Genomic DNA, 18,211 nt, shown 5'->3' with positions numbered 1-18,211 from the left:
CACGCCGGAGCAGGGGCCCTTGCCAGAACCAAGGCACTTAGGCGTTGTTCTTGATCATCTCGGCGCAGCGTTCACCGATCATCATCACGGTGATGTTCGGGTTCACGGTGACCAGTGCCGGCATCACCGAGGCGTCGGCAACGCGCAGGCCGGAAACGCCCTTGACCCGCAGCTCGGGATCAAGCGGGGACATCGAATCCGTTGTCGCACCCATGCGCACCGACCCGGCTGGGTGGTACACGGTGTTGTGCGTTCGGGTGATGTAGTCGGCAATCTGCTCGTCGCTTTGCACGTCCTTGCCCGGGTACAGCTCCGCCCCCGCCCATTCAGCCAGCGCCGGCTGCGAGACGATGTCCCGGGCCTTGCGGATACCTGCGATCATGACGGCCATGTCGTGGCCCTCGGGATCGGTGAAGTAGCGCGGGTCGACCTTCGGCTTGTCGCGGTAGTCGCGGCTGCGCAACCGCACGGTGCCGCGGGATCTGGCCCGGGTCACGTTCGGGGTCAGGCAGAAGCCGTTCTCCGTGGTCGGGTAGCCCTGGCGAGCGGTGTGCATGTCAAAAGGCACCGATCCGTAGTGCATCATCAAATCCGGGCGGTCAAGGCCCTCGACGGTGTTGGAGAAGATCCCGATCTCCCACCACTGGGTCGATTCGGTGACCATCGGCTTCTTGGCTTCCCACTGGATCACGCCCTCGGGATGGTCCTGCAGGTTCGATCCCACGCCGGGGGAATCGACGAGCAGCTCGATGCCGTGGGCGGCCAAGTGCTCGGCTGGGCCTATCCCGGAGAGCATCAGCAGCTTGGGCGAATAGATGGCACCGGCCGAGAGGATGACCTCGTGGCGGACTGCTAGGTGTGTGGTGCGGCCAAAGGCGCTCTCCACCACGTCAACGCCGGTGCACTTTTTCGAGCTATCGAATCCCAGCTTCTTGGCATGAAACCCGGTGAGCAGCGTGAGGTTCTTCCTCTGCACGATTGGATGGATGTAGGAGACCGATGAGGAAGACCGGGTTCCGTCGGGCTGCCTGTTGATCTGAAAGAAGTTTGCCCCGTTGAGCACCGTTTCGTTGTTGTTGAACCTCGCGCGCGGGATCCCTGCTTGTTCGCAGGCATCGAGCACTGCCACCCCGCAGGGGTCGTTGGGCGGCACGTTCATCAGCTTCACCGGTCCGGAGTCCCCGTGGTGGGGCGCTTCGGGTCCGGCGTCCTCGTTGGTCTCGAGCTGCTTGTAGAGCCGGAACCCGGTTTCGGCGTTCCATCCGGTGGCTCCGTGCTCGGTTTCCCATGCGTCCAGGTCCTCGGCCGGGGCCCAGAAAGCGATGCAGGAGTTGTGGCTCGAGCAACCGCCCATGACCTTGGCCCGGGAGTGGCGCATGAAGGAGTTGCCGCTTTGCTGCTCCTCGATCGGGTAGTCCCAGTCGTAGCCGGATTCCAGCAGTTCCATCCATCGGTCCAGTTGCAGGACCTCCTCGATCCCCCGGTCATCCGGCCCGGCCTCGACCAGTGCCACCCGCACATCGGGGTTTTCGCTCAGCCGCGCGGCAATGGCCGCACCGGCGGAGCCTCCGCCGACGACGATGTAGTCGAATTCGGCGTCTTGGGTTGTGGTGTTCTCGGTGCCCACGTGTTGGTTCTTCAATGCTGAAAGCCTTTCTATGCCCTTGAGTCGAACCAGCCGGTGACTTGGGGGTCGAGGTTCTGGTATATGTGCTTTGCTTCCTGGTATTCACCCAGGCCCATGGGTCCCAGCTCCCGGCCGATGCCGGATTGGCCGAAGCCGCCCCATTCGGCCTGCGGGAGGTAGGGGTGGAAGTCGTTGATCCACACGGTCCCGTGGCGCAGCGCCCCGGCGACACGCTGGGCCTTGCCGGCATCCTGGGTCCAGACCGCTCCGGCCAGCCCGTAGTCGGTGTCGTTGCCGATGGCCACCGCCTGCGCTTCGGTGCTGAAGGTTTCCACGGTGATCGTGGGGCCGAAGGCCTCGTCCTGGGCCACGGACATCGAACCGGTGACCTTATCAAGCACGGTGGGCATGTAGTAGTGCCCGGCTTCCAGGTTCTCCCCGTCCGCATTGGTGGCCGCGCGTCCGCCGCAGCGCAGCCGTGCGCCCTCGGCGATGCCGCGGTGCACGTAGGCATCGACCTTTTCCAGGTGCTCGGCGGAGATCAACGCCCCGGTTTCCGCGTTCTCGTCGAAGGGTCCGCCCTGCCGGATGAGCTTGGCTCGGCGCACCAGTTCGTCGACGAAGGATTCGGCAATGGATTCCTCGACGACCAGGCGCGCGCCGGCGGAGCAGACCTGGCCGGAATGCACGAACGCGCCGTTGAGGGCGTTGTCCACCGCGGCATCGAAGTCGGCGTCGGCGAAAACGACGTTGGGGTTCTTCCCGCCCAGTTCCAGTGCGACCTTCTTCACGGTTCCCGCCGCGGCCGCGGCAATGACCTTGCCGGTGGCCAGTCCCCCGGTGAAGGAGACCATGTCCACGTCTCGGTGCGCCGAGAGCACCGGGCCCACGACCGAACCTGCACCGGTGACCAGATTGGCCACACCGGCAGGCAGGCCCAGTTCATCAAGCACGTCCATCATCAGCACGGAGGTGGAGGGAGTGAGCTCGGCGGGCTTGAGGATGAAGGAGCAGCCGGCGGCAAGTGCCGGGGCGATCTTCCAGGCGGCCTGCAACAGCGGGTAGTTCCACGGGGTGATCATGGAGACCACGCCGACCGGCTCAAAGACCACGCGCGAGACGATGTTGGCATCCCCCGCATCCACGACCCGCCCGGCGTCCAGCCCGGCGGCCTTGCCGAAGTACGTGAAGCTGTCCGCGATGGCCTCGATGTCCAGGCGGGCCTCATACATGCGCTTGCCGGTGTCCAGCGCCTCGGCTCGGGCGAATTCCTCTTGGCGCTCCATCAGCCGGGAAGCGACCTTGAGCAGGAACTCGCCACGTTCGGAGGCCGGGACCTTGGCCCAGGCGCCCGAGTCAAAGGATGCGCGGGCCGCGGCGATGGCACGTTCCGAGTCTGCGGCGCTGCCTTCTGAGACCGTCGCCACGTGTTCCCCGCTACCAGGGCAGGTGATGTCCCGGGTTCCGCCGTCGACTGCCGGGCTCCAGGACCCGTTGATGAAAATGGTGTCGGTCATGAGAGTGAGCCTTCCCTTGTTGTTTGCGCGCTATCTGGTGTTGCAGCCTCGGTGGCCGGGTTCTCGAAGTCCGCGTCCCAATCCGTCTTGGGCGCGGTGGCTTCGGCGATCGTGCTGGGCCCATCCATGTTCTCCTGCTCGCGCAGGAAGGAGAGATGGATTTCGTACTGGTCAAGTACGTCGCCGATGATCTGTTCGCGGGTGCAACCCATGAGGTCGTATCCGTGGCTACCTTCGAGCGAGAAGACTTCCAGGCGATAATACTGCTCCCCGGTGGAGGAGTCCCGCGCGTAGCTGGGGACCTTGAGCGCGACCGGGTGGACCTGGTACTTGAACGGGCGTTCGGTGCCGTGCGGGACCACGAGGTCAACGGAATTGACGCCAAGCTTGCCGACCGGTTCCAGTACCAGTTCACCAATGACCCCGGAGCGGGCGAACTCGGTGGTGACCTCTTCAAGTGCCGGCTGAACGACTTCTTCGACGAAGCGTTGGGCCTGGCGCTTGCCGGGGTAGGCCATGGTACGGGCCAGTCGTTGGCGCCAGCTGCGCCGCTGGTCCACCCCGGAGGATCCGGTGCGCGAGGTCAGGACGGTGTGCAGGGTGTTCTTGTAGCTTCCGGCCAACGCGCGTTCCACGCGTAGTGCCTTGTAGAGCCCCAGCATGATGAACACCAGCACCACGGAGAACGGCAGCCCCATGATCACCGTGGCGTTTTGCAGCGTCGGCACCCCGTCGACCAGGAGCATCGCCAATGTCAGCAGGCCGGTGGCCATCGACCAGAAGACGCGCACCCACTTGGGCCCGTCGGAATCGGCGTCGTTGAGGTGCGAGGTGAAGTTCGCCATCACCAAGGCGCCGGAGTCGGCACTGGTGACGTAGAAGAGCAACCCGGTGAAGGTGGCGATCGCCGCGATCAGCGGGAGGGCCGGGTACTGCTCAAGCATCGAGTAGAAGGCCCGCTCCGGATGGTTCATCGCCACGTCCCCGAAGGCGGCGTTGCCGTTTCGCACCAGGTCCAGGGCGCTGTTGCCGAAGATGGAGATCCACAGCAGGATGAACGCGAAAGGGACAACCAGTACGCCGGTGATGAACTGGCGGATGGTCCGGCCGCGTGAGATGCGGGCCAGGAAAAGCCCGACGAACGGGGCCCAGGCGATCCACCAGGCCCAGAAAAACAAGGTCCAGCCGTTGAGCCAGTCATCGGGGCGGTCGTAGGCGAAGGTGTTCAGTGCCATGCCCGGGAAGCGGGAGATCGTGTCCCCGACATTCAGGATGATCCCGTCAAGCAGGTAGCGGGTCTTGCCGGCAAACAGCACGAAGAGCATCAGTGCGACGCACAGGATCACGTTGATCTCGGAAAGCCGGCGAATGCCCTTTTCCACCCCGGTCAGCACCGAGATCGTGGCCATCACAACGGCGATGACGATCAGTGCGATCTGCCACGAGGTGCTTTCCCCGACGCCGAACATGAAGGAGAGCCCGAAGTTCAGCTGGGCGACGCCGATGCCCAATGAGGTCGCGATGCCGAAGATGGTTCCCAGCACTGCGGCGATGTCCACGCCGTGGCCCAGCGGGCCATGGATACGCTTGCCAAGGATCGGGTAGAGGGCCGAGCGGATGGACAGCGGAAGGTTGTGCCGGTAGGCGAAGTAGCCCAGCGCCAAACCGATCAACGCGTAGAGCCCCCACCCGAGGATCCCGTAATGGAACAGCGTCCAGACCAAGGCCTGCCGCGCGGCCTCGACAGTGCTTCCGTCACCGGTGGGTGGGGCCAGGAACTGGGCCACGGGCTCGGAGACCGAGAAGAACATCAAATCGATCCCGATGCCGGCGGCAAAGAGCATCGCCGTCCAGGTGAAGAGGTTGAAGGTCGGCCGGGAGTGGTCCGGGCCCAACCGGGTCTTGCCGACCTTGGAGAGCGCCACCCCGATGACGAATACCAGGGCCGTGACCACGACCAGGGAGTACCACCAGCCGAAAGTCGAGCCCACCCATGTGACGGCAGTGCCGATGAGGGCGTCGGCGTTCTCGGTGAAGAGGATCGCCCACAGGGCCACGGCAAGGACTCCGGTGGCGGAGCCGAAGAACACCACTTTGTTGACGCGGTTTGGTCCCGCGGCGGGCGGGGTCTCGCTTTCGGGCTTGTCGTTGGGCGTAGGGGGTCGTGGTGAATACTTAACGGCACTCATGGATCAGGAGCATAGCAACGAAATGGGGAGCGTACGGCGCTCGTGTACGCCTACCACATGGGCTTTCGTGAGATTCTTCACCGATGTTGAATACGCGCCAAAAAAATGTTACTTCTCGGTATTTCGGGGATTCCGAACGCAAAGCAACCAGCCGGAACGACCGGAAAACCATTTTTCCCAAAGAAACAAGTTTCCGGCGTGTCCCGTGGCGGGGAAGCTGCGGGCCGGCCCTTACAGGACGTCGACAGCGCCCTCTGCCTTGAGCTTCTCCACGGTGCTCTTCACCGACTGCGCATGTTCCTTGGTGGTGACCAGCAGCGCATCCGGTGTGTCGACAACCACCACGTCGTCGATGCCAATCAAGGCAATCACGCGCTTGGAGTCGGTGACCACGACACCGGTGGCGTTGTCCGAGTACACCCGCGGATTGGACCCCACGACAGTGACTCCCGTTTTTTCGCTGGCCGGGTTCAGCCGTCCGATGGCGGCGAAGTCCCCCACGTCGTCCCAGTTGAAGACACCGGGGATCACGGCCACGTCCCCGGCCGCTGCGGCGGGCTCGGCCACGGCGTAGTCGATGGCCGTCTTGGGCAGATCGGGCCAGATGCGGTTCATGGTCTCGACCCTGTCGCCGGTTTCCCAGGCTGCCGCTATTTCCATCAGGCCATCGTGCAGCAACGGCTCGCTGCGCTTCAGGTGCTCGAGCATCAGTGACACCGGAGCGACGAACATGCCGGCATTCCACAGGTAACCACCGTCGGCCAGGTAGCCACGTGCCGTGTCTTCGTCTGGCTTTTCCACAAACTCGACCACGTCGCGTGCCGTGGGGGCGCCGGAAACCTCGAGCTTCTCCCCCGCCCTGATGTACCCGAAGCCGGTTGACGGCAGGGTGGGACGGATGCCGATGGTCACGATCTTGCCGGTGGCTGCGGTATGGATGGCCTCGCGCACGGCATCCTGGAAAACCTCGACCGGGACAATGACCTGGTCGGCGGCGAAGGACCCCATGATGGTCTCGGGGTCGCGAAGGTAGAGGATCGCGGCGGCCAGGCCGATGGCCGCGGCGGAGTCCTTCGGGTCCGGCTCCAGGACAAGATTCAGGTCATCAAGCTCCGGAAGCTGCGCCAGCACCGCGGTCCGGTGGGCCCGGCCGGTCACCACCATGATGTTTTCACCGGCCAGCGGGATGAGCCGCTCGTAGGTGGCGCGGATCAGCGTTGATCCCGAGCCGGTCAGGTCGTGGAGAAATTTAGGGGCCGCGGCGCGGGAAAGCGGCCACAGACGAGTGCCGACGCCTCCGGCGGGGATGACCCCGTGGAATCGTGCCAAGAGTTCTGCGTTCATCCGTCTAAGGGTAATGGATGAACCTGATGAATCCCTCGTCGACAAGCACAAAAATAGGACACTCCTACCTGCTCTATTTCGCGGATTTTCCGGATATCCAACGAACCGAAAGGTTGATCCGGTGAGCCTACTCACACGCCGCAGGGAAATAATGGGCAGCGCCCCCCATGGTGGTCTAAGATCAGGCAAAGGAACGCTCGCACCAAGGCGTCAATTTAGTGTGTGGAAGATACACATGCGCCCTTGCGAGACATGGAGGTTAATTCAGTGTCGAAGGCTTCGTCAGGCACCCTCTACCGCGGCCGCGAAGGCATGTGGTCTTGGGTAGGGCACCGTATAACGGGTGTCGTTATTTTCTTATTCCTTTTGGTCCACGTGCTCGACACGTCCTTGGTCCGGGTAGCCCCCGGCGCCTATGACGCGATCATGGCCAGCTACAAGAACCCGTTGATGGCCTTGGGCGAGACCGCTCTTGTCGCTGCCATCGTCTTCCACGCATTCAATGGCCTTCGCCTGATCTTGGTCGACTTCTGGAAGCAGGGAACCAAATACCACCGCCAGATGCTCTGGGGCGTCCTGGCGCTGTGGGTCATCACCATGGTGGGATTCTCCATCCGCCACCTGTCAATCGCCTTTGGAGGTCACTAACCCATGTCGGCTGATATCGCTGCACCCCGCAGCCAACGACTTGACCCGAAGTATGTCCGCGCACGCAAGTCCCGTGGAAGCTTCGAGATGGTCGCATGGCTTTTCATGCGACTCTCCGGTGTCGCACTGATCATTTTGATCTTCACTCACCTCTTCATCAACCTCATGGCCGGAGACGGAATCTCCGGGATCGACTTCGGCTTCGTGGCCGGCAAGTGGGCCAACCCGGTTTGGCAATTCTGGGACTTGGCGATGCTCTGGTTGGCCATGCTGCACGGCACCAACGGCGTGCGCACCATCATCAACGACTACGCCCAGAAGCATTCCACCCGTGCGTGGCTCAAGGGCATTCTCTACGTAGCCACCATCGTCATCGTTGTTCTGGGCACTCTGGTGATCTTCACCTTCGATCCTTGCATCGCCGGTAGCACCCTTACGGTTTGCCAGTAATCTTCGGCCCTCGTTCGCCGACGCAAAGAATTCAAGAAAAGAGAGCATCAGGTATGCAGGTACACAAGTACGACGTCGTGATTGTCGGAGCTGGCGGCGCAGGTATGCGCGCAGCCATTGAATCCGGCCAGCGCGCACGTACGGCCGTTCTCACCAAGCTTTACCCGACCCGTTCGCACACCGGTGCAGCGCAGGGTGGCATGTGTGCAGCACTGGCCAACGTAGAGGAAGACAACTGGGAATGGCACACCTTTGACACGGTCAAGGGCGGCGACTACCTGGTTGACCAGGATGCAGCGGAGATCATGGCCAAGGAAGCCATCGACGCGGTGCTTGACCTGGAAAAGATGGGCCTGCCCTTCAACCGCACACCCGAGGGCAAGATCGACCAACGGCGCTTCGGCGGGCACACCCGTGACCACGGCAAGGCAGCCGTGCGCCGCGCCTGCTACGCAGCGGACCGCACCGGGCACATGATCCTGCAAACGCTGTACCAAAACTGCGTCAAGCACAACGTTGAGTTCTACAACGAGTACTACGTCTTGGACATGCTCTTGGTTGAGGAGGATGCCTTCCGCGAGGATGGCACCGCCTACAAGCAGAAGCGCGTTGCCGGCGTGGTCTCTTACGACCTGGCGACCGGCGAACTCCACGTCTTCCAGGCCAAATCCGTCATCTTCGCCACCGGAGGTGCCGGCAAGGTCTTCAAGACCACTTCCAATGCCCACACCCTCACTGGCGACGGCATGGGCATCGCCTTCCGCAAGGGCATCCCGCTCGAGGACATGGAATTCGTCCAGTTCCACCCGACCGGGCTGGCCGGACTGGGCATCCTGCTTTCCGAGGCTGCACGTGGCGAAGGCGCCATCCTGCGCAACTCCGAAGGCGAGCGCTTCATGGAGCGCTATGCCCCGACCATCAAGGACCTCGCACCGCGTGATATCGTCGCCCGGTCGATGGCCAACGAGGTGCGGGAGGGTCGCGGTTGCGGCCCGAACAAGGACTACGTCCTGCTGGATCTGACCCACTTGGAGCCGGCCCACATCGATGCCAAGCTCCCGGACATCACCGAGTTCGCCCGCACCTATCTGGGTGTCGAGCCCTACACCGATCCGGTGCCGGTCTTCCCGACGGCCCACTACGTCATGGGCGGTGTCCCGACCAACGTTGACACCGAGGTCTTCCAGGACAGCGAAACGACCATTCCCGGGCTGTTCGCAGCCGGTGAGGTCGCCTGCGTCTCGGTGCACGGTTCAAACCGCTTGGGCACCAACTCGCTGTTGGACATCAACGTGTTCGGCAAGCGTGCGGGCATCTCCGCAGCCAAGTACGCACTGGGCGCCGAGTTCGTTGAACTTCCGGAGGATCCGGAGAAGTTCACCACGGACCAAATCAATTCCATGCTTAACTCCACCGGCACCCAGCGCGTTGCGGTGCTTCGCAAGGAACTCCAAGACATCATGGACGCCAACGTCCAGGTCTTCCGCGACAAGGAGTCCCTGACCCGGGCACTTGAAGTGATCGAGGATCTGCGTACGCGCTACAAGGACGTTTCGGTGCAGGACAAGGGCAAGCGCTTCAACCTTGACCTGCTCGAGGCCATCGAACTCGGCTTCCTGTTGGACATGGCGGAGGTCATGACCACGGCGGCCATGCACCGCAAGGAATCGCGCGGCGGGCACTACCGCGAGGACTTCCCGGACCGCGACGACGAGAACTTCATGAAGCACTCGATGTCCTACCGCGACGCAACGGCCACCACCGAAGGCATTCCGGGCATCCGCATGGAAACCAAGCCAGTAATCTTTACCCGTTACCAGCCGATGGAGCGTAAGTACTAATGAGCACGGAACTTCCAGAACCAGCCTCGAAAATCGAGCTGAAGCCCGGAGTCGGCGGCGGCGGAGAAATCCCGCAGTTCAACATCACGCTGCGCGTTCGCCGGTACTTGCCCGAAACCACGGCCGATGCCTACTGGGAAGACTTTGAGCTAACCATGTATGGCACCGACCGTGTGCTCGATGCACTTCACAAGGTCAAGTGGGAGCACGACGGTTCGCTGTCCTTCCGCCGCTCCTGCGCCCACGGTGTCTGCGGTTCAGATGCGATGCGTATCAACGGCCGCAATCGCTTGGCCTGCAAGACCTTGCTCAAGGACCTGGACCACTCCAAGCCGATCACCGTTGAAGCCATCAAGGGCCTGCCCCTTGAAAAGGACCTCATCGTCGACATGGAACCGTTCTTCCAGTCCTACCGCGAGATCATGCCGTTCCTGATGAACAAGGACCATGAGCCTTCGGCCGAGCGCTACCAGTCCGCCGAAGACCACGCCAAGTTCGAGGACACCACCAAGTGCATCCTTTGCGCCGCGTGCACCTCTTCCTGCCCGGTTTTCTGGACCGACGGCCAGTACTTCGGCCCGGCGGCAATCGTCAACGCACACCGCTTCATCTTCGACTCGCGCGATGATGCAGGGGACATGCGTTTGGAGATCCTCAACGATAAGGAAGGCGTGTGGCGCTGCCGCACTACCTTCAACTGCACCGAAGCATGCCCCCGTGGCATCCAAGTGACCAAGGCCATCGCCGAGGTCAAGCAGGCCATCTTGTCGCGCTCCGTCTAGTTTCCAGCTAGACCTAAGTGTGGTCCGGTTTCCCTCGCGGGAAACCGGACCACACTGCGTCAAGGGAGACTTCGCGCTCCTGGTCCAGGTCCCCTGCCGATCGGGGATACGCACCTTTGGCATCCTGTAGGGCGCCCAGGGTGCGCAACAGGGGCTTTTGGGACCCCGAATCGGGCCGGACTATGCCTTGCTCGGTCGGGTGCGTTGGATGTCCGCTGAGCGCACGGCGACGATTGCCGCGGCCAGCAGGTAGGCCTGGCTCAGCAGGTTGAACCACACGAACAGTCCCAGGATCACAGCGAAAGGCGCCAAAAGCACGTTGTTGGTCAGCGAGGACAACAGCATAGCCGAGAGGAACCGCAGGATTGTGGCACCCGCGCCGGCCAGCAACACGCCGGCGAGCAATCCTCCCTCGATCATCCTGGCCCGGGACGCCACGCGAAGCAGCACCCAGGCCGTGGCGCAATCCAAGACAAACATCGCAACGACGAACCCAACGCGGGTCAACACGTTGGTCCACCATCCGTTGAGGCTCAGCACCCCGGCCACAGTCTCGATCATGGACGACGAGCCGATGGCCAGGGCGCTGGATGCGACCAATGCGACTCCCAACACCATCAAGAGCAAGGCATCGCGCAGCTTGGAGACCACCGGGTTGGAGCGGTCACGCTTCAACCCAAAGATCGTGCGGATGCCCTCACGCAATCCGGCCAGCCACCCCAGCGAGGTGAAGACCAACGCGCCAAGGGAGATTCCCAGGGTCCAGCCGAAGCGGCGAATGCCCAAGAGGTCCTCCGGCTTGGCCAGTCCCCCGCCACCCGTATCAATCAGTCCCGGAGTGGTGGCGGCAACCATGTCGATCACCCCGTCTCGCAACACCGGGTTGTCACTGGCGAAGAGACCCAGAACGGCAAAGCCCGCCACCAGCATGGCGGCAATGGAGAAGAACATTCGATAGGCTCCGCCGGCGGCAAGAAGCGGCCCGCGGCGCCTGATGTACAGGTTCCATATGCGCATGGGGTACAGCGCAAAGAACCTGGCGGTCAGCAAAATGAAAAAAGTCTTGGTCTTGAGCCAAGGGGTGCCGCCGGCACGTGCTGCATAGAGTTCTTGGGCCTTCAGCCGTATGAAGGCCTGAAGCGCTCGCGGATCCAGGGGCGAGGGCGGGGCCACGGGCGGTGCCCCGACGAACCTCCGAGCCACTACCCCTGGCGCCCTAGTTCCCCGCTCCTCGGCGACCGGGTCGTAACCGCTCCCGGTGTCGTCTGCTGGTTCAACGTCATCCTCGTTGTCCCACTGGACTGCGGTGCGGTAACTAAAGCGTCGGCCCGTCAAGTCCCAACTCCTCGCGCCTTGACCAGGCCCCGGTGGAATCCATGCCGAAAAGGCCGATCTTTTGGACAACGAAATCCATGGAGGCACCCCGGAGTTCTTCCTGGGCACGGTCCATGGCCGCTTCTTCTACCTCGTGGGCAATGGTCAGGTGCGGATGGTATCCGTGGGTGAGTTCGTGAAGCAAGGGGCCGGCAACCAACGCATCGTGTAAGTTGCCGCATTCCTCGGCACCCTCCGTGACGTTCAGGAAGACGACCGGGGAGATGGGTCGGAAGGTTCCTGTCCCACGCAGGCACACCGTGAAAACGGACGTACGTGAAGCGACATCCCGCACGTGGGCCGCCGCACAGTCCCAGTCGGTGGTGGACCCCGAGACCAAGGTGACGTGCGGGGCCACCGCAGCGGCTTGCTCCCCTCCGTACCTCCTGCGCCAGTCGATCAGCGAGGCGTCAAGCGGGGACGGGATCTCGATGACGACCCCCAGTGCCGTCGCTTGGGCGACGGCACCTGCGCTTCTTGTCCCCGTTCTGACAGCCATTGCTAGCGGATCCCACCCACAGGTGGCATGAAGCCAACACGCGCGTAGACATCCTGCAGGGTCCGCGAGGCGACCTCGCGGGCCTTTAGCGCTCCGGAGGCCAGGATCGAGTCAAGTTCCGCCGGGTCCTCGAGCAATTCAAGGGTACGTGCCCGGACCGGTGCCAGTGTCTCGACTACGGCATCGGCAACAGACACCTTCAGGTGCCCATACATCTTGCCCTCGAATTCGTTGACCAGGGTCAGGATCGGGGTGCCGGTGACCGAAGACAGGATCTCAAGCAGGTTGGTGACACCGGGCTTGCTGGCCCGGTCGTGGGCGACGACCGTATCGTCGTCGGTCACCGCCGATTTGATGCGTTTGGAGACGGTCTTGGCGTCATCCAGTACGTTAATCAGGCCGTTGGGGCTGGAGGAAGACTTCGACATCTTGGAAGTGGGGTTCTGCAGGTCGTAAATGCGTGCACCCTCCTTCTTGATGAAGGCCTCGGGCACCACGAAGGTTTCGCCGTATCGGTGGTTGAACCGGGTGGCCAGGTCGCGGGCCAGTTCCACGTGCTGGCGCTGGTCATCTCCCACCGGAACTCCCTGCGGCTGATAGAGCAGGATATCGGCAGCCATCAGCACCGGGTAGGTGAACAGGCCCACCGAGGATGCGTCAGCACCCCCTTTGGAGCTCTTGTCCTTGAACTGGGTCATCCGGCTGGCCTCGCCGAACCCGGTGATGCAGTTCAGCACCCAGGCCAGTTGCGCGTGCTCGGGCACCTGCGACTGTACAAAAAGCGTTGATTTCTCCAGATCGATGCCGCCGGCAATGAACTGCGCTGCAGTCTTGCGGGTGCGCTCGCGCAGTCCTGCCGCATCTTGCGGCACGGTGATCGCATGCATGTCCGGAATGAAGAAGAACGCATCGTAGTCATCCTGGGTCTTGACCCAGTTGACCAGCGCTCCGAGGTAATTGCCCAGGTGCAAGGAGTCTCCCGAGGGCTGCATTCCGGAAAGCACGCGGGGCCGGGCGGGGATGGCGAAGGTATCGCTCATGATGTTGAAAAGTCCTTTAGAACTGGTAATCGACGACCAGCGGAGCGTGGTCCGAGAAGCGCACGTCATAGCTTGACGCGCGGTCAACAACAGATTTTGTCGCGCGGGAGGCAAGATCCGGGGTGGCCATCTGGTAATCGATGCGCCATCCGGTGTCGTTGACGAAGGCCTGCCCCCGCCACGACCACCAGGTGAATGGTCCATCGACCTCGCCCGCCAACCCGCGGGCAACATCCTTGTAGCCGATCTCCTCGCCGAAGAAGCGGTCGAAGTAGGCACGTTCCTCGGGCAGGAAACCGGAACGCTTCACGTTGCCCTTCCAGTTCTTGATGTCCAGCTTCGTGTGTCCGACGTTGAGGTCTCCCACCACGAGCACATGTTCCTTTTCCGCCTTGAGCGCAGGAAGGTGCGTGGTCATCACGTCGAGGAAACGGTATTTGTCGACCTGCTTGGGCGTATCGACCTCACCGGAATGCACGTATGCGCTCACGACGGTCAGGATCTCCCCGTCGGCCAAGGCGAAATCGGCTTCTACCCATCGTCCTGCGGTCTCGAAGTATTCTTCTCCGATGTGGCTGCGCGTTGCCACTGGCTCGTTCCTGGACAGGATCGCAACCCCGGCACGGCCCTTGTCCTTGGCTTCGGCGTGCAGGATGTGCCAGCCTTCGCCAACGAGCTCCCTCAGGATGGCGTCGGGCGCCCGTACTTCCTGGAGGCACAACAAGTCGATGTTACGGGCGGCGATCCAGTCGGCCATGCCGCGCTTGTATGCGGCGCGGATGCCATTGACGTTCACCGAAGCAACACGCATTGAGCCGTCGGACTTGACCAGGATCTCTTCAGAAGTAGGTATCACGTCATCAACCTTACAGATAGTTGCTGGAGGGTTTCCCAGCCCTCTTAGCCGGGTGTGGCGTCGGTGGCGAACGAACCCGTTTCTAGTCGATGACCTCGCCGGTCAGCGGTTCGCCGCGACCTGAAGGTTTCATCATCTCTCGCGCGTTCGACGCGGTGATCTCGATGGTTTCCCAGCCCTCTTAGCCGGGTGTGGCGTCGGTGGCGAACGAACCCGTTTCTAGTCGATGACCTCGCCGGTCAGCGGTTCGCCGCGACCTGAAGGTTTCATCATCTCTCGCGCGTTCGACGCGGTGATCTCGATGGTTTCCAAGGCCCGGCCAACCATCCCTGAGGCGTCGGTGCCTTTTTGGACACGGTATTCGTTGACCACGCCGACCTGAACCTGAATGATCTTGAAGGAATGGTCAAGCTTCAGGTCCCTGTTCCTGGTCGCTTCGTCAAGGACCACGGGGCTTGCGACCGCGTTTCCCTGGCCACGGGCGGCGGCGGCCGTGGCGGCCTTGAGCTGGGTTGTCATCTTTGCTGCACCTCGCTTCAGTCCAAAGACAAGAAAGGCCGAAAGCAACAGCCAGCCCAACGAGATGACCACAACAAACCAGCCCACGACGTCGTTCTGGTTTGCCGCGAAAACAACGGCAACCAGGAAAATAGTGACCATGACGGCCAACGACAACGTCGATGCATTGATGGTGATCTTCTTGCCCTGCGCGGGGGCGGAGCTACTACCGAGGGGATTCATGACTTTATTATCTCAAATCCTCTGCGACAGGATCGAATTGGGGCGTGGATTAAGCTTGTCAGCTTAATCGCTCGCACTTGTGCAGTAAAACCCATCTTCCGGATAAGCCAAGGCCTTACGAGCCAATGCCCTATTCCCGTGTTCCCTGAGAACCGGGGGAAGGCTCGCGCCGGTATCCAGGGAACCACTCCTTGGTTCGAACCGGGGTATCGAGTACGCCCGGTATTCCGTGCCAGCGGAACATTGTCGCTATTTCGATAGACTCGATATCAGTGAACTGAACGAATCATAGTTGTATATACATCCACTGCCTTTACGATTAGCAAATTGATGCTCGCACGTCACCGCGTTGATTCCAGCCGCTTCGCGGAGCGCCCACCGCGGCGGCTCCACTAAGGCGGCGCCGGCCACCACTCGGCATTCCAAGGATTCCAGTGCCGATTCAGCCCGGGATCAGCCCCCTCTCGCCGGGACATGCCGATGCGTTCTCTGCTCATCCTCGGGGTGGGCACCCAGTATCTACAGGGGAGCCCAAGCATCTTCCATGGCTGAGATGCAGTGTTCCAGCAAGGCGGAGGCTCTGGGCCCAAGGTCGGATACCCGGGGCCAAATCGCAACTACAGCACTCGGGCTGTTCGGGGGCCGCAGCTTCCTGATCGCCACCGGCAATCCATCCAAGGTGTGTGGTGGGTTGTTGGGTCGTGACATGAGCAACCCGTAACCCAGTCCGCGGCCTACCATGGCGTTGACCAACACCACTTGAGGAAGCGAGTACGCAACGCGGGGATGAAGCCCTGCCTCTGAAAAGAGCTTGCGTGTATTTTCGGTGCTGGGGCTGGATTCGTAGTTCACCAGCGGCTCAGCTTCCAATTCCGCCAGCTCAATCGATTCCCGGGCGGCCAGTGGATGTGCGGGGTGGAGAACTACCTCAAGTTGCGTTTCATAGATCGTACGTTTGGAGAATCCGGTGGGGAGGAAAAGATCGTAGACCAGCGCCATATCGAGTTCGCCGTTTTCCAGGGCCGGGAGCAAGTCGTCGTGGGTACCGACGTGCACAGCGACCTCAACCTCCGGATGGAGGGCACGGAAACCCTCAAGCATCGAAGGCACCACATGGCTGGCAAACGATGCGAAGCATCCAACGGCCACTGGGCCGCGCAGGGAACCGCCTGCGCGCGGAAAGGAATTCGCCAATTCCACGGCATCGGCAACGATACGTGCCGCACGCGTGGCAAAATCCTGTCCCGCCGGGGTCATCCATACCCCTCGCGACTTTCGCCGGACGCACAGTTGCTCCCCCGCAATCTTTTCCACTGCGCTGATCGCCTGGGAAAGCGCCGATTCGGAGATCGACAAAGCTGCCGCCGCCGAGCCAAGGGTCGAGTGCCGCGGAAGCTCGGCCAGCATTTCTAGTTGTCGGAGTGAGAATCGAGTCATTCTTAAGCCCAATCAAATAAGTAGTGCACTTAAATGAAGTTTACCTAACTTCTGTGGGCTGTAACACTTGGAGATGACACAGCCGACCGGCAGGCGTCGGCAAATGCCCCATGCCACGCACCTAGTGGCCATTTTCAATATGCAAGACCTGCTCGAAGAGGAGCACCATGAGTACCGCCAACTCCCGCACCCAGTACCAGCGCAGCAATCAGCGACGGGTCGCTTTTGCCACGATCATCGGCACAACGATTGAATGGTACGACTTCTTTATTTACGCCACGGCAGCCGGCCTGATCTTCGCTGACCTTTTCTTCAAGCCGGCAGGCGCGGAAATTGGTTTGCTGCTCTCCTTTGCCTCCGTGGGCATTTCCTTCCTGTTCCGCCCGCTGGGAGCATTCCTCGCGGGCCACTACGGCGACAAGGTTGGCCGACGGGCCATCCTGGTTATCACCCTGATCATGATGGGTTCAGCCACAACGCTCATCGGGGTTCTTCCGACATACGCCACTGCCGGGGTGTTGGCCCCGATCCTGCTGCTGACCCTGCGTATCCTCCAAGGCATCTCAGCCGGCGGGGAATGGGGAGGCGCGGTCCTGATGGCGGTGGAACACGCACCGAAGGATCGTCGTGGCCGGGCTGGAGCCTACCCGCAGCTGGGTGTGCCCTTGGGCATGCTGTTGGCTTCGGGAACCATGGCACTCATGACCGGGGTCATATCCCCGGGTGAACAGTTCGTTGAGTGGGGCTGGCGCGTACCGTTCCTGCTCAGCTTTGTCCTGATCGTTGTGGGATACCTGATTCGCCGGACGGTTGATGAATCCCCGATCTTCGAGGAAATCGCCACCAAAAAGGCCCAGACCAAAGTGCCCATCGTTGAGCTGTTCCGCAAGCACTGGCTCTTGGTCATCCTTGCCGCTCTGGTCTTTGCCGGCAACAACGCCGCGGGCTACATGACCACCGGCGGATTCATCCAGGCCTACACCACGGACCCCGACGGGCCGATCGGCTTTGAACGTACCCCGGTGCTCATCGCGGTGTCATTCGCCGCCGTCATGTGGTTCATTTTCACGCTTCTCTCGGGCTACTTGGCTGACAAGATCGGACGCAAGCGCACGTACCAAGTAGGGTTCGTCGCCTTGATCTTGGTGCTCTTCCCGCTCTTCTGGATGGTCAACACCGCCTCATTGGGCATGCTGTACCTTGCGTTTGCCCTCTTCGCGGTCGGCCTTGGACTGACCTATGGTCCGCAGGCGGCCCTGTACTCCGAGATGTTCCCCGCTTCGGTTCGCTTCTCCGGGGTCTCGATTTCCTATGCACTGGGTGCAATCATTGGTGGTGCCTTCGCACCGATGATTGCCACGGCACTGGTCCAAGCCACGGGAGGGACCACCGCGGTATCCGTCTACCTTGTTGCCATGGCGCTCATAGGCCTGGTTGCCGTTAGCGTGCTTCGGGATCGCAGCGGCATCGACCTATCATTCACGAACCAAGCCGAGCAGGAAGTCGGTGCCACGATCTTCGACAAGCGCCCACCTTCCACTGACCCGATGGCCAGCCCACACGACTAACGCTGTGGCTCCGCAACCCAAGTAACCACCTTCACGGCCGTGGCCGCTGCTCCCCTGGACTTTACACGGGGCGAGGCGCGGCCACGGCCACGGCCTTGTGCGCTCTTGCGCCCTGTGGCATGCGCCACCGCCAAACCTTCCGCGCCGTGGCGAGCCTGTTGCATGGATCCGTTCCCCGCTACATGGAGCGTCAGGGATCCCCGGGAGAGCGCTCCGGCAAGAGACATACGGCGGTCCATCTGGCCTCAGGGCTCCGGACATCGGCCCGAGATCAAATTGGAAAATCCGCAGTATCACG

15 protein-coding genes are annotated in these 18,211 nt (G+C 62.0%); 5 read left to right on the top strand and 10 right to left on the bottom strand.

The window, feature by feature from the left end:
- Positions 1-37: 37 nt before the first annotated feature.
- The 4 genes from ABEA12_RS11040 to ABEA12_RS11025 all read right to left on the bottom strand — a co-directional run bounded on the left by ABEA12_RS11040 (position 38) and on the right by ABEA12_RS11025 (position 6,677).
- A complete protein-coding gene (locus ABEA12_RS11040) occupies positions 38-1,642 on the bottom strand; it encodes a GMC family oxidoreductase (RefSeq protein ID WP_345468153.1) in 1,605 nt (534 codons plus the stop codon).
- 14 nt (positions 1,643-1,656) lie between these two features.
- Positions 1,657-3,144, bottom strand: coding sequence for an aldehyde dehydrogenase family protein (locus ABEA12_RS11035; protein ID WP_210101759.1), 1,488 nt, complete (start codon positions 3,142-3,144; stop codon positions 1,657-1,659).
- The gene (betT, locus tag ABEA12_RS11030) at positions 3,141-5,333 is read right to left on the bottom strand and encodes a choline BCCT transporter BetT (protein ID WP_210101760.1); all 2,193 of its coding nucleotides are present in this window, start codon (positions 5,331-5,333) and stop codon (positions 3,141-3,143) included. The genes ABEA12_RS11035 and betT overlap by 4 nt, the downstream gene beginning before the upstream one ends.
- A 231-nt stretch (positions 5,334-5,564) precedes the next feature.
- Complete coding sequence (locus ABEA12_RS11025; RefSeq protein WP_210101761.1) at positions 5,565-6,677, bottom strand: mannose-1-phosphate guanylyltransferase; 1,113 nt, start codon at positions 6,675-6,677, stop codon at positions 5,565-5,567.
- A 267-nt stretch (positions 6,678-6,944) separates the two neighbouring features.
- Here ABEA12_RS11025 and sdhC point away from each other — a divergent pair, with 267 nt between their 5' ends.
- The 4 genes from sdhC to ABEA12_RS11005 are packed head-to-tail and all read left to right on the top strand — an operon-like array spanning position 6,945 to position 10,398.
- The gene (sdhC, locus tag ABEA12_RS11020; protein WP_345468147.1) at positions 6,945-7,325 is read left to right on the top strand and encodes a succinate dehydrogenase, cytochrome b556 subunit; all 381 of its coding nucleotides are present in this window, start codon (positions 6,945-6,947) and stop codon (positions 7,323-7,325) included.
- Between the two features lie 3 nt (positions 7,326-7,328).
- Positions 7,329-7,775 (top strand): succinate dehydrogenase hydrophobic membrane anchor subunit, encoded by a 447-nt coding sequence (locus tag ABEA12_RS11015; protein WP_210101763.1) that lies wholly within the window; start codon positions 7,329-7,331, stop codon positions 7,773-7,775.
- 53 nt (positions 7,776-7,828) lie between these two features.
- On the top strand, positions 7,829-9,616 hold the full coding sequence (gene sdhA / locus ABEA12_RS11010; RefSeq protein ID WP_210101764.1) for a succinate dehydrogenase flavoprotein subunit: 1,788 nt from the start codon (positions 7,829-7,831) through the stop codon (positions 9,614-9,616).
- Positions 9,616-10,398: a succinate dehydrogenase iron-sulfur subunit gene (locus ABEA12_RS11005; protein WP_210101765.1), complete on the top strand. Its 783-nt coding sequence runs from the start codon at positions 9,616-9,618 to the stop codon at positions 10,396-10,398. Before sdhA ends, ABEA12_RS11005 begins: the two co-directional genes overlap by 1 nt.
- Before the next feature lie 180 nt (positions 10,399-10,578).
- Here the strand turns inward: ABEA12_RS11005 and ABEA12_RS11000 are convergent, their stop codons facing one another.
- From ABEA12_RS11000 to ABEA12_RS10975, 6 genes are all read right to left on the bottom strand, one after another.
- A complete protein-coding gene (locus tag ABEA12_RS11000) occupies positions 10,579-11,733 on the bottom strand; it encodes a YihY/virulence factor BrkB family protein (protein WP_210101766.1) in 1,155 nt (384 codons plus the stop codon).
- Positions 11,714-12,271 (bottom strand): 2'-5' RNA ligase family protein, encoded by a 558-nt coding sequence (locus ABEA12_RS10995; protein WP_210101767.1) that lies wholly within the window; start codon positions 12,269-12,271, stop codon positions 11,714-11,716. The genes ABEA12_RS11000 and ABEA12_RS10995 overlap by 20 nt, the downstream gene beginning before the upstream one ends.
- A gap of 2 nt (positions 12,272-12,273) precedes the next feature.
- Positions 12,274-13,311, bottom strand: a complete 1,038-nt coding sequence (gene trpS, locus ABEA12_RS10990; protein ID WP_345468142.1) for a tryptophan--tRNA ligase — start codon at positions 13,309-13,311, stop codon at positions 12,274-12,276.
- Positions 13,312-13,327: 16 nt separating this feature from the next.
- On the bottom strand, positions 13,328-14,122 hold the full coding sequence (locus ABEA12_RS10985) for an exodeoxyribonuclease III (RefSeq protein ID WP_210102654.1): 795 nt from the start codon (positions 14,120-14,122) through the stop codon (positions 13,328-13,330).
- Between the two features lie 264 nt (positions 14,123-14,386).
- Complete coding sequence (locus tag ABEA12_RS10980) at positions 14,387-14,908, bottom strand: hypothetical protein (protein ID WP_210101769.1); 522 nt, start codon at positions 14,906-14,908, stop codon at positions 14,387-14,389.
- 519 nt (positions 14,909-15,427) lie between these two features.
- On the bottom strand, positions 15,428-16,345 hold the full coding sequence (locus ABEA12_RS10975) for a LysR substrate-binding domain-containing protein (protein ID WP_210101770.1): 918 nt from the start codon (positions 16,343-16,345) through the stop codon (positions 15,428-15,430).
- Positions 16,346-16,512: 167 nt separating this feature from the next.
- On the opposite strand from ABEA12_RS10975, the gene ABEA12_RS10970 reads away from it, so the two are divergent.
- The gene (locus ABEA12_RS10970; protein WP_210101771.1) at positions 16,513-17,913 is read left to right on the top strand and encodes an MFS transporter; all 1,401 of its coding nucleotides are present in this window, start codon (positions 16,513-16,515) and stop codon (positions 17,911-17,913) included.
- Positions 17,914-18,211: the final 298 nt, after the last annotated feature.

This window comes from Paeniglutamicibacter antarcticus (genome assembly GCF_039544305.1).
GTDB lineage: Bacteria > Actinomycetota > Actinomycetes > Actinomycetales > Micrococcaceae > Paeniglutamicibacter > Paeniglutamicibacter antarcticus_C.
The sequence above is the reverse complement of the archived record's forward strand: the minus strand, read 5'-3'. Positions and strand labels throughout refer to the sequence as shown.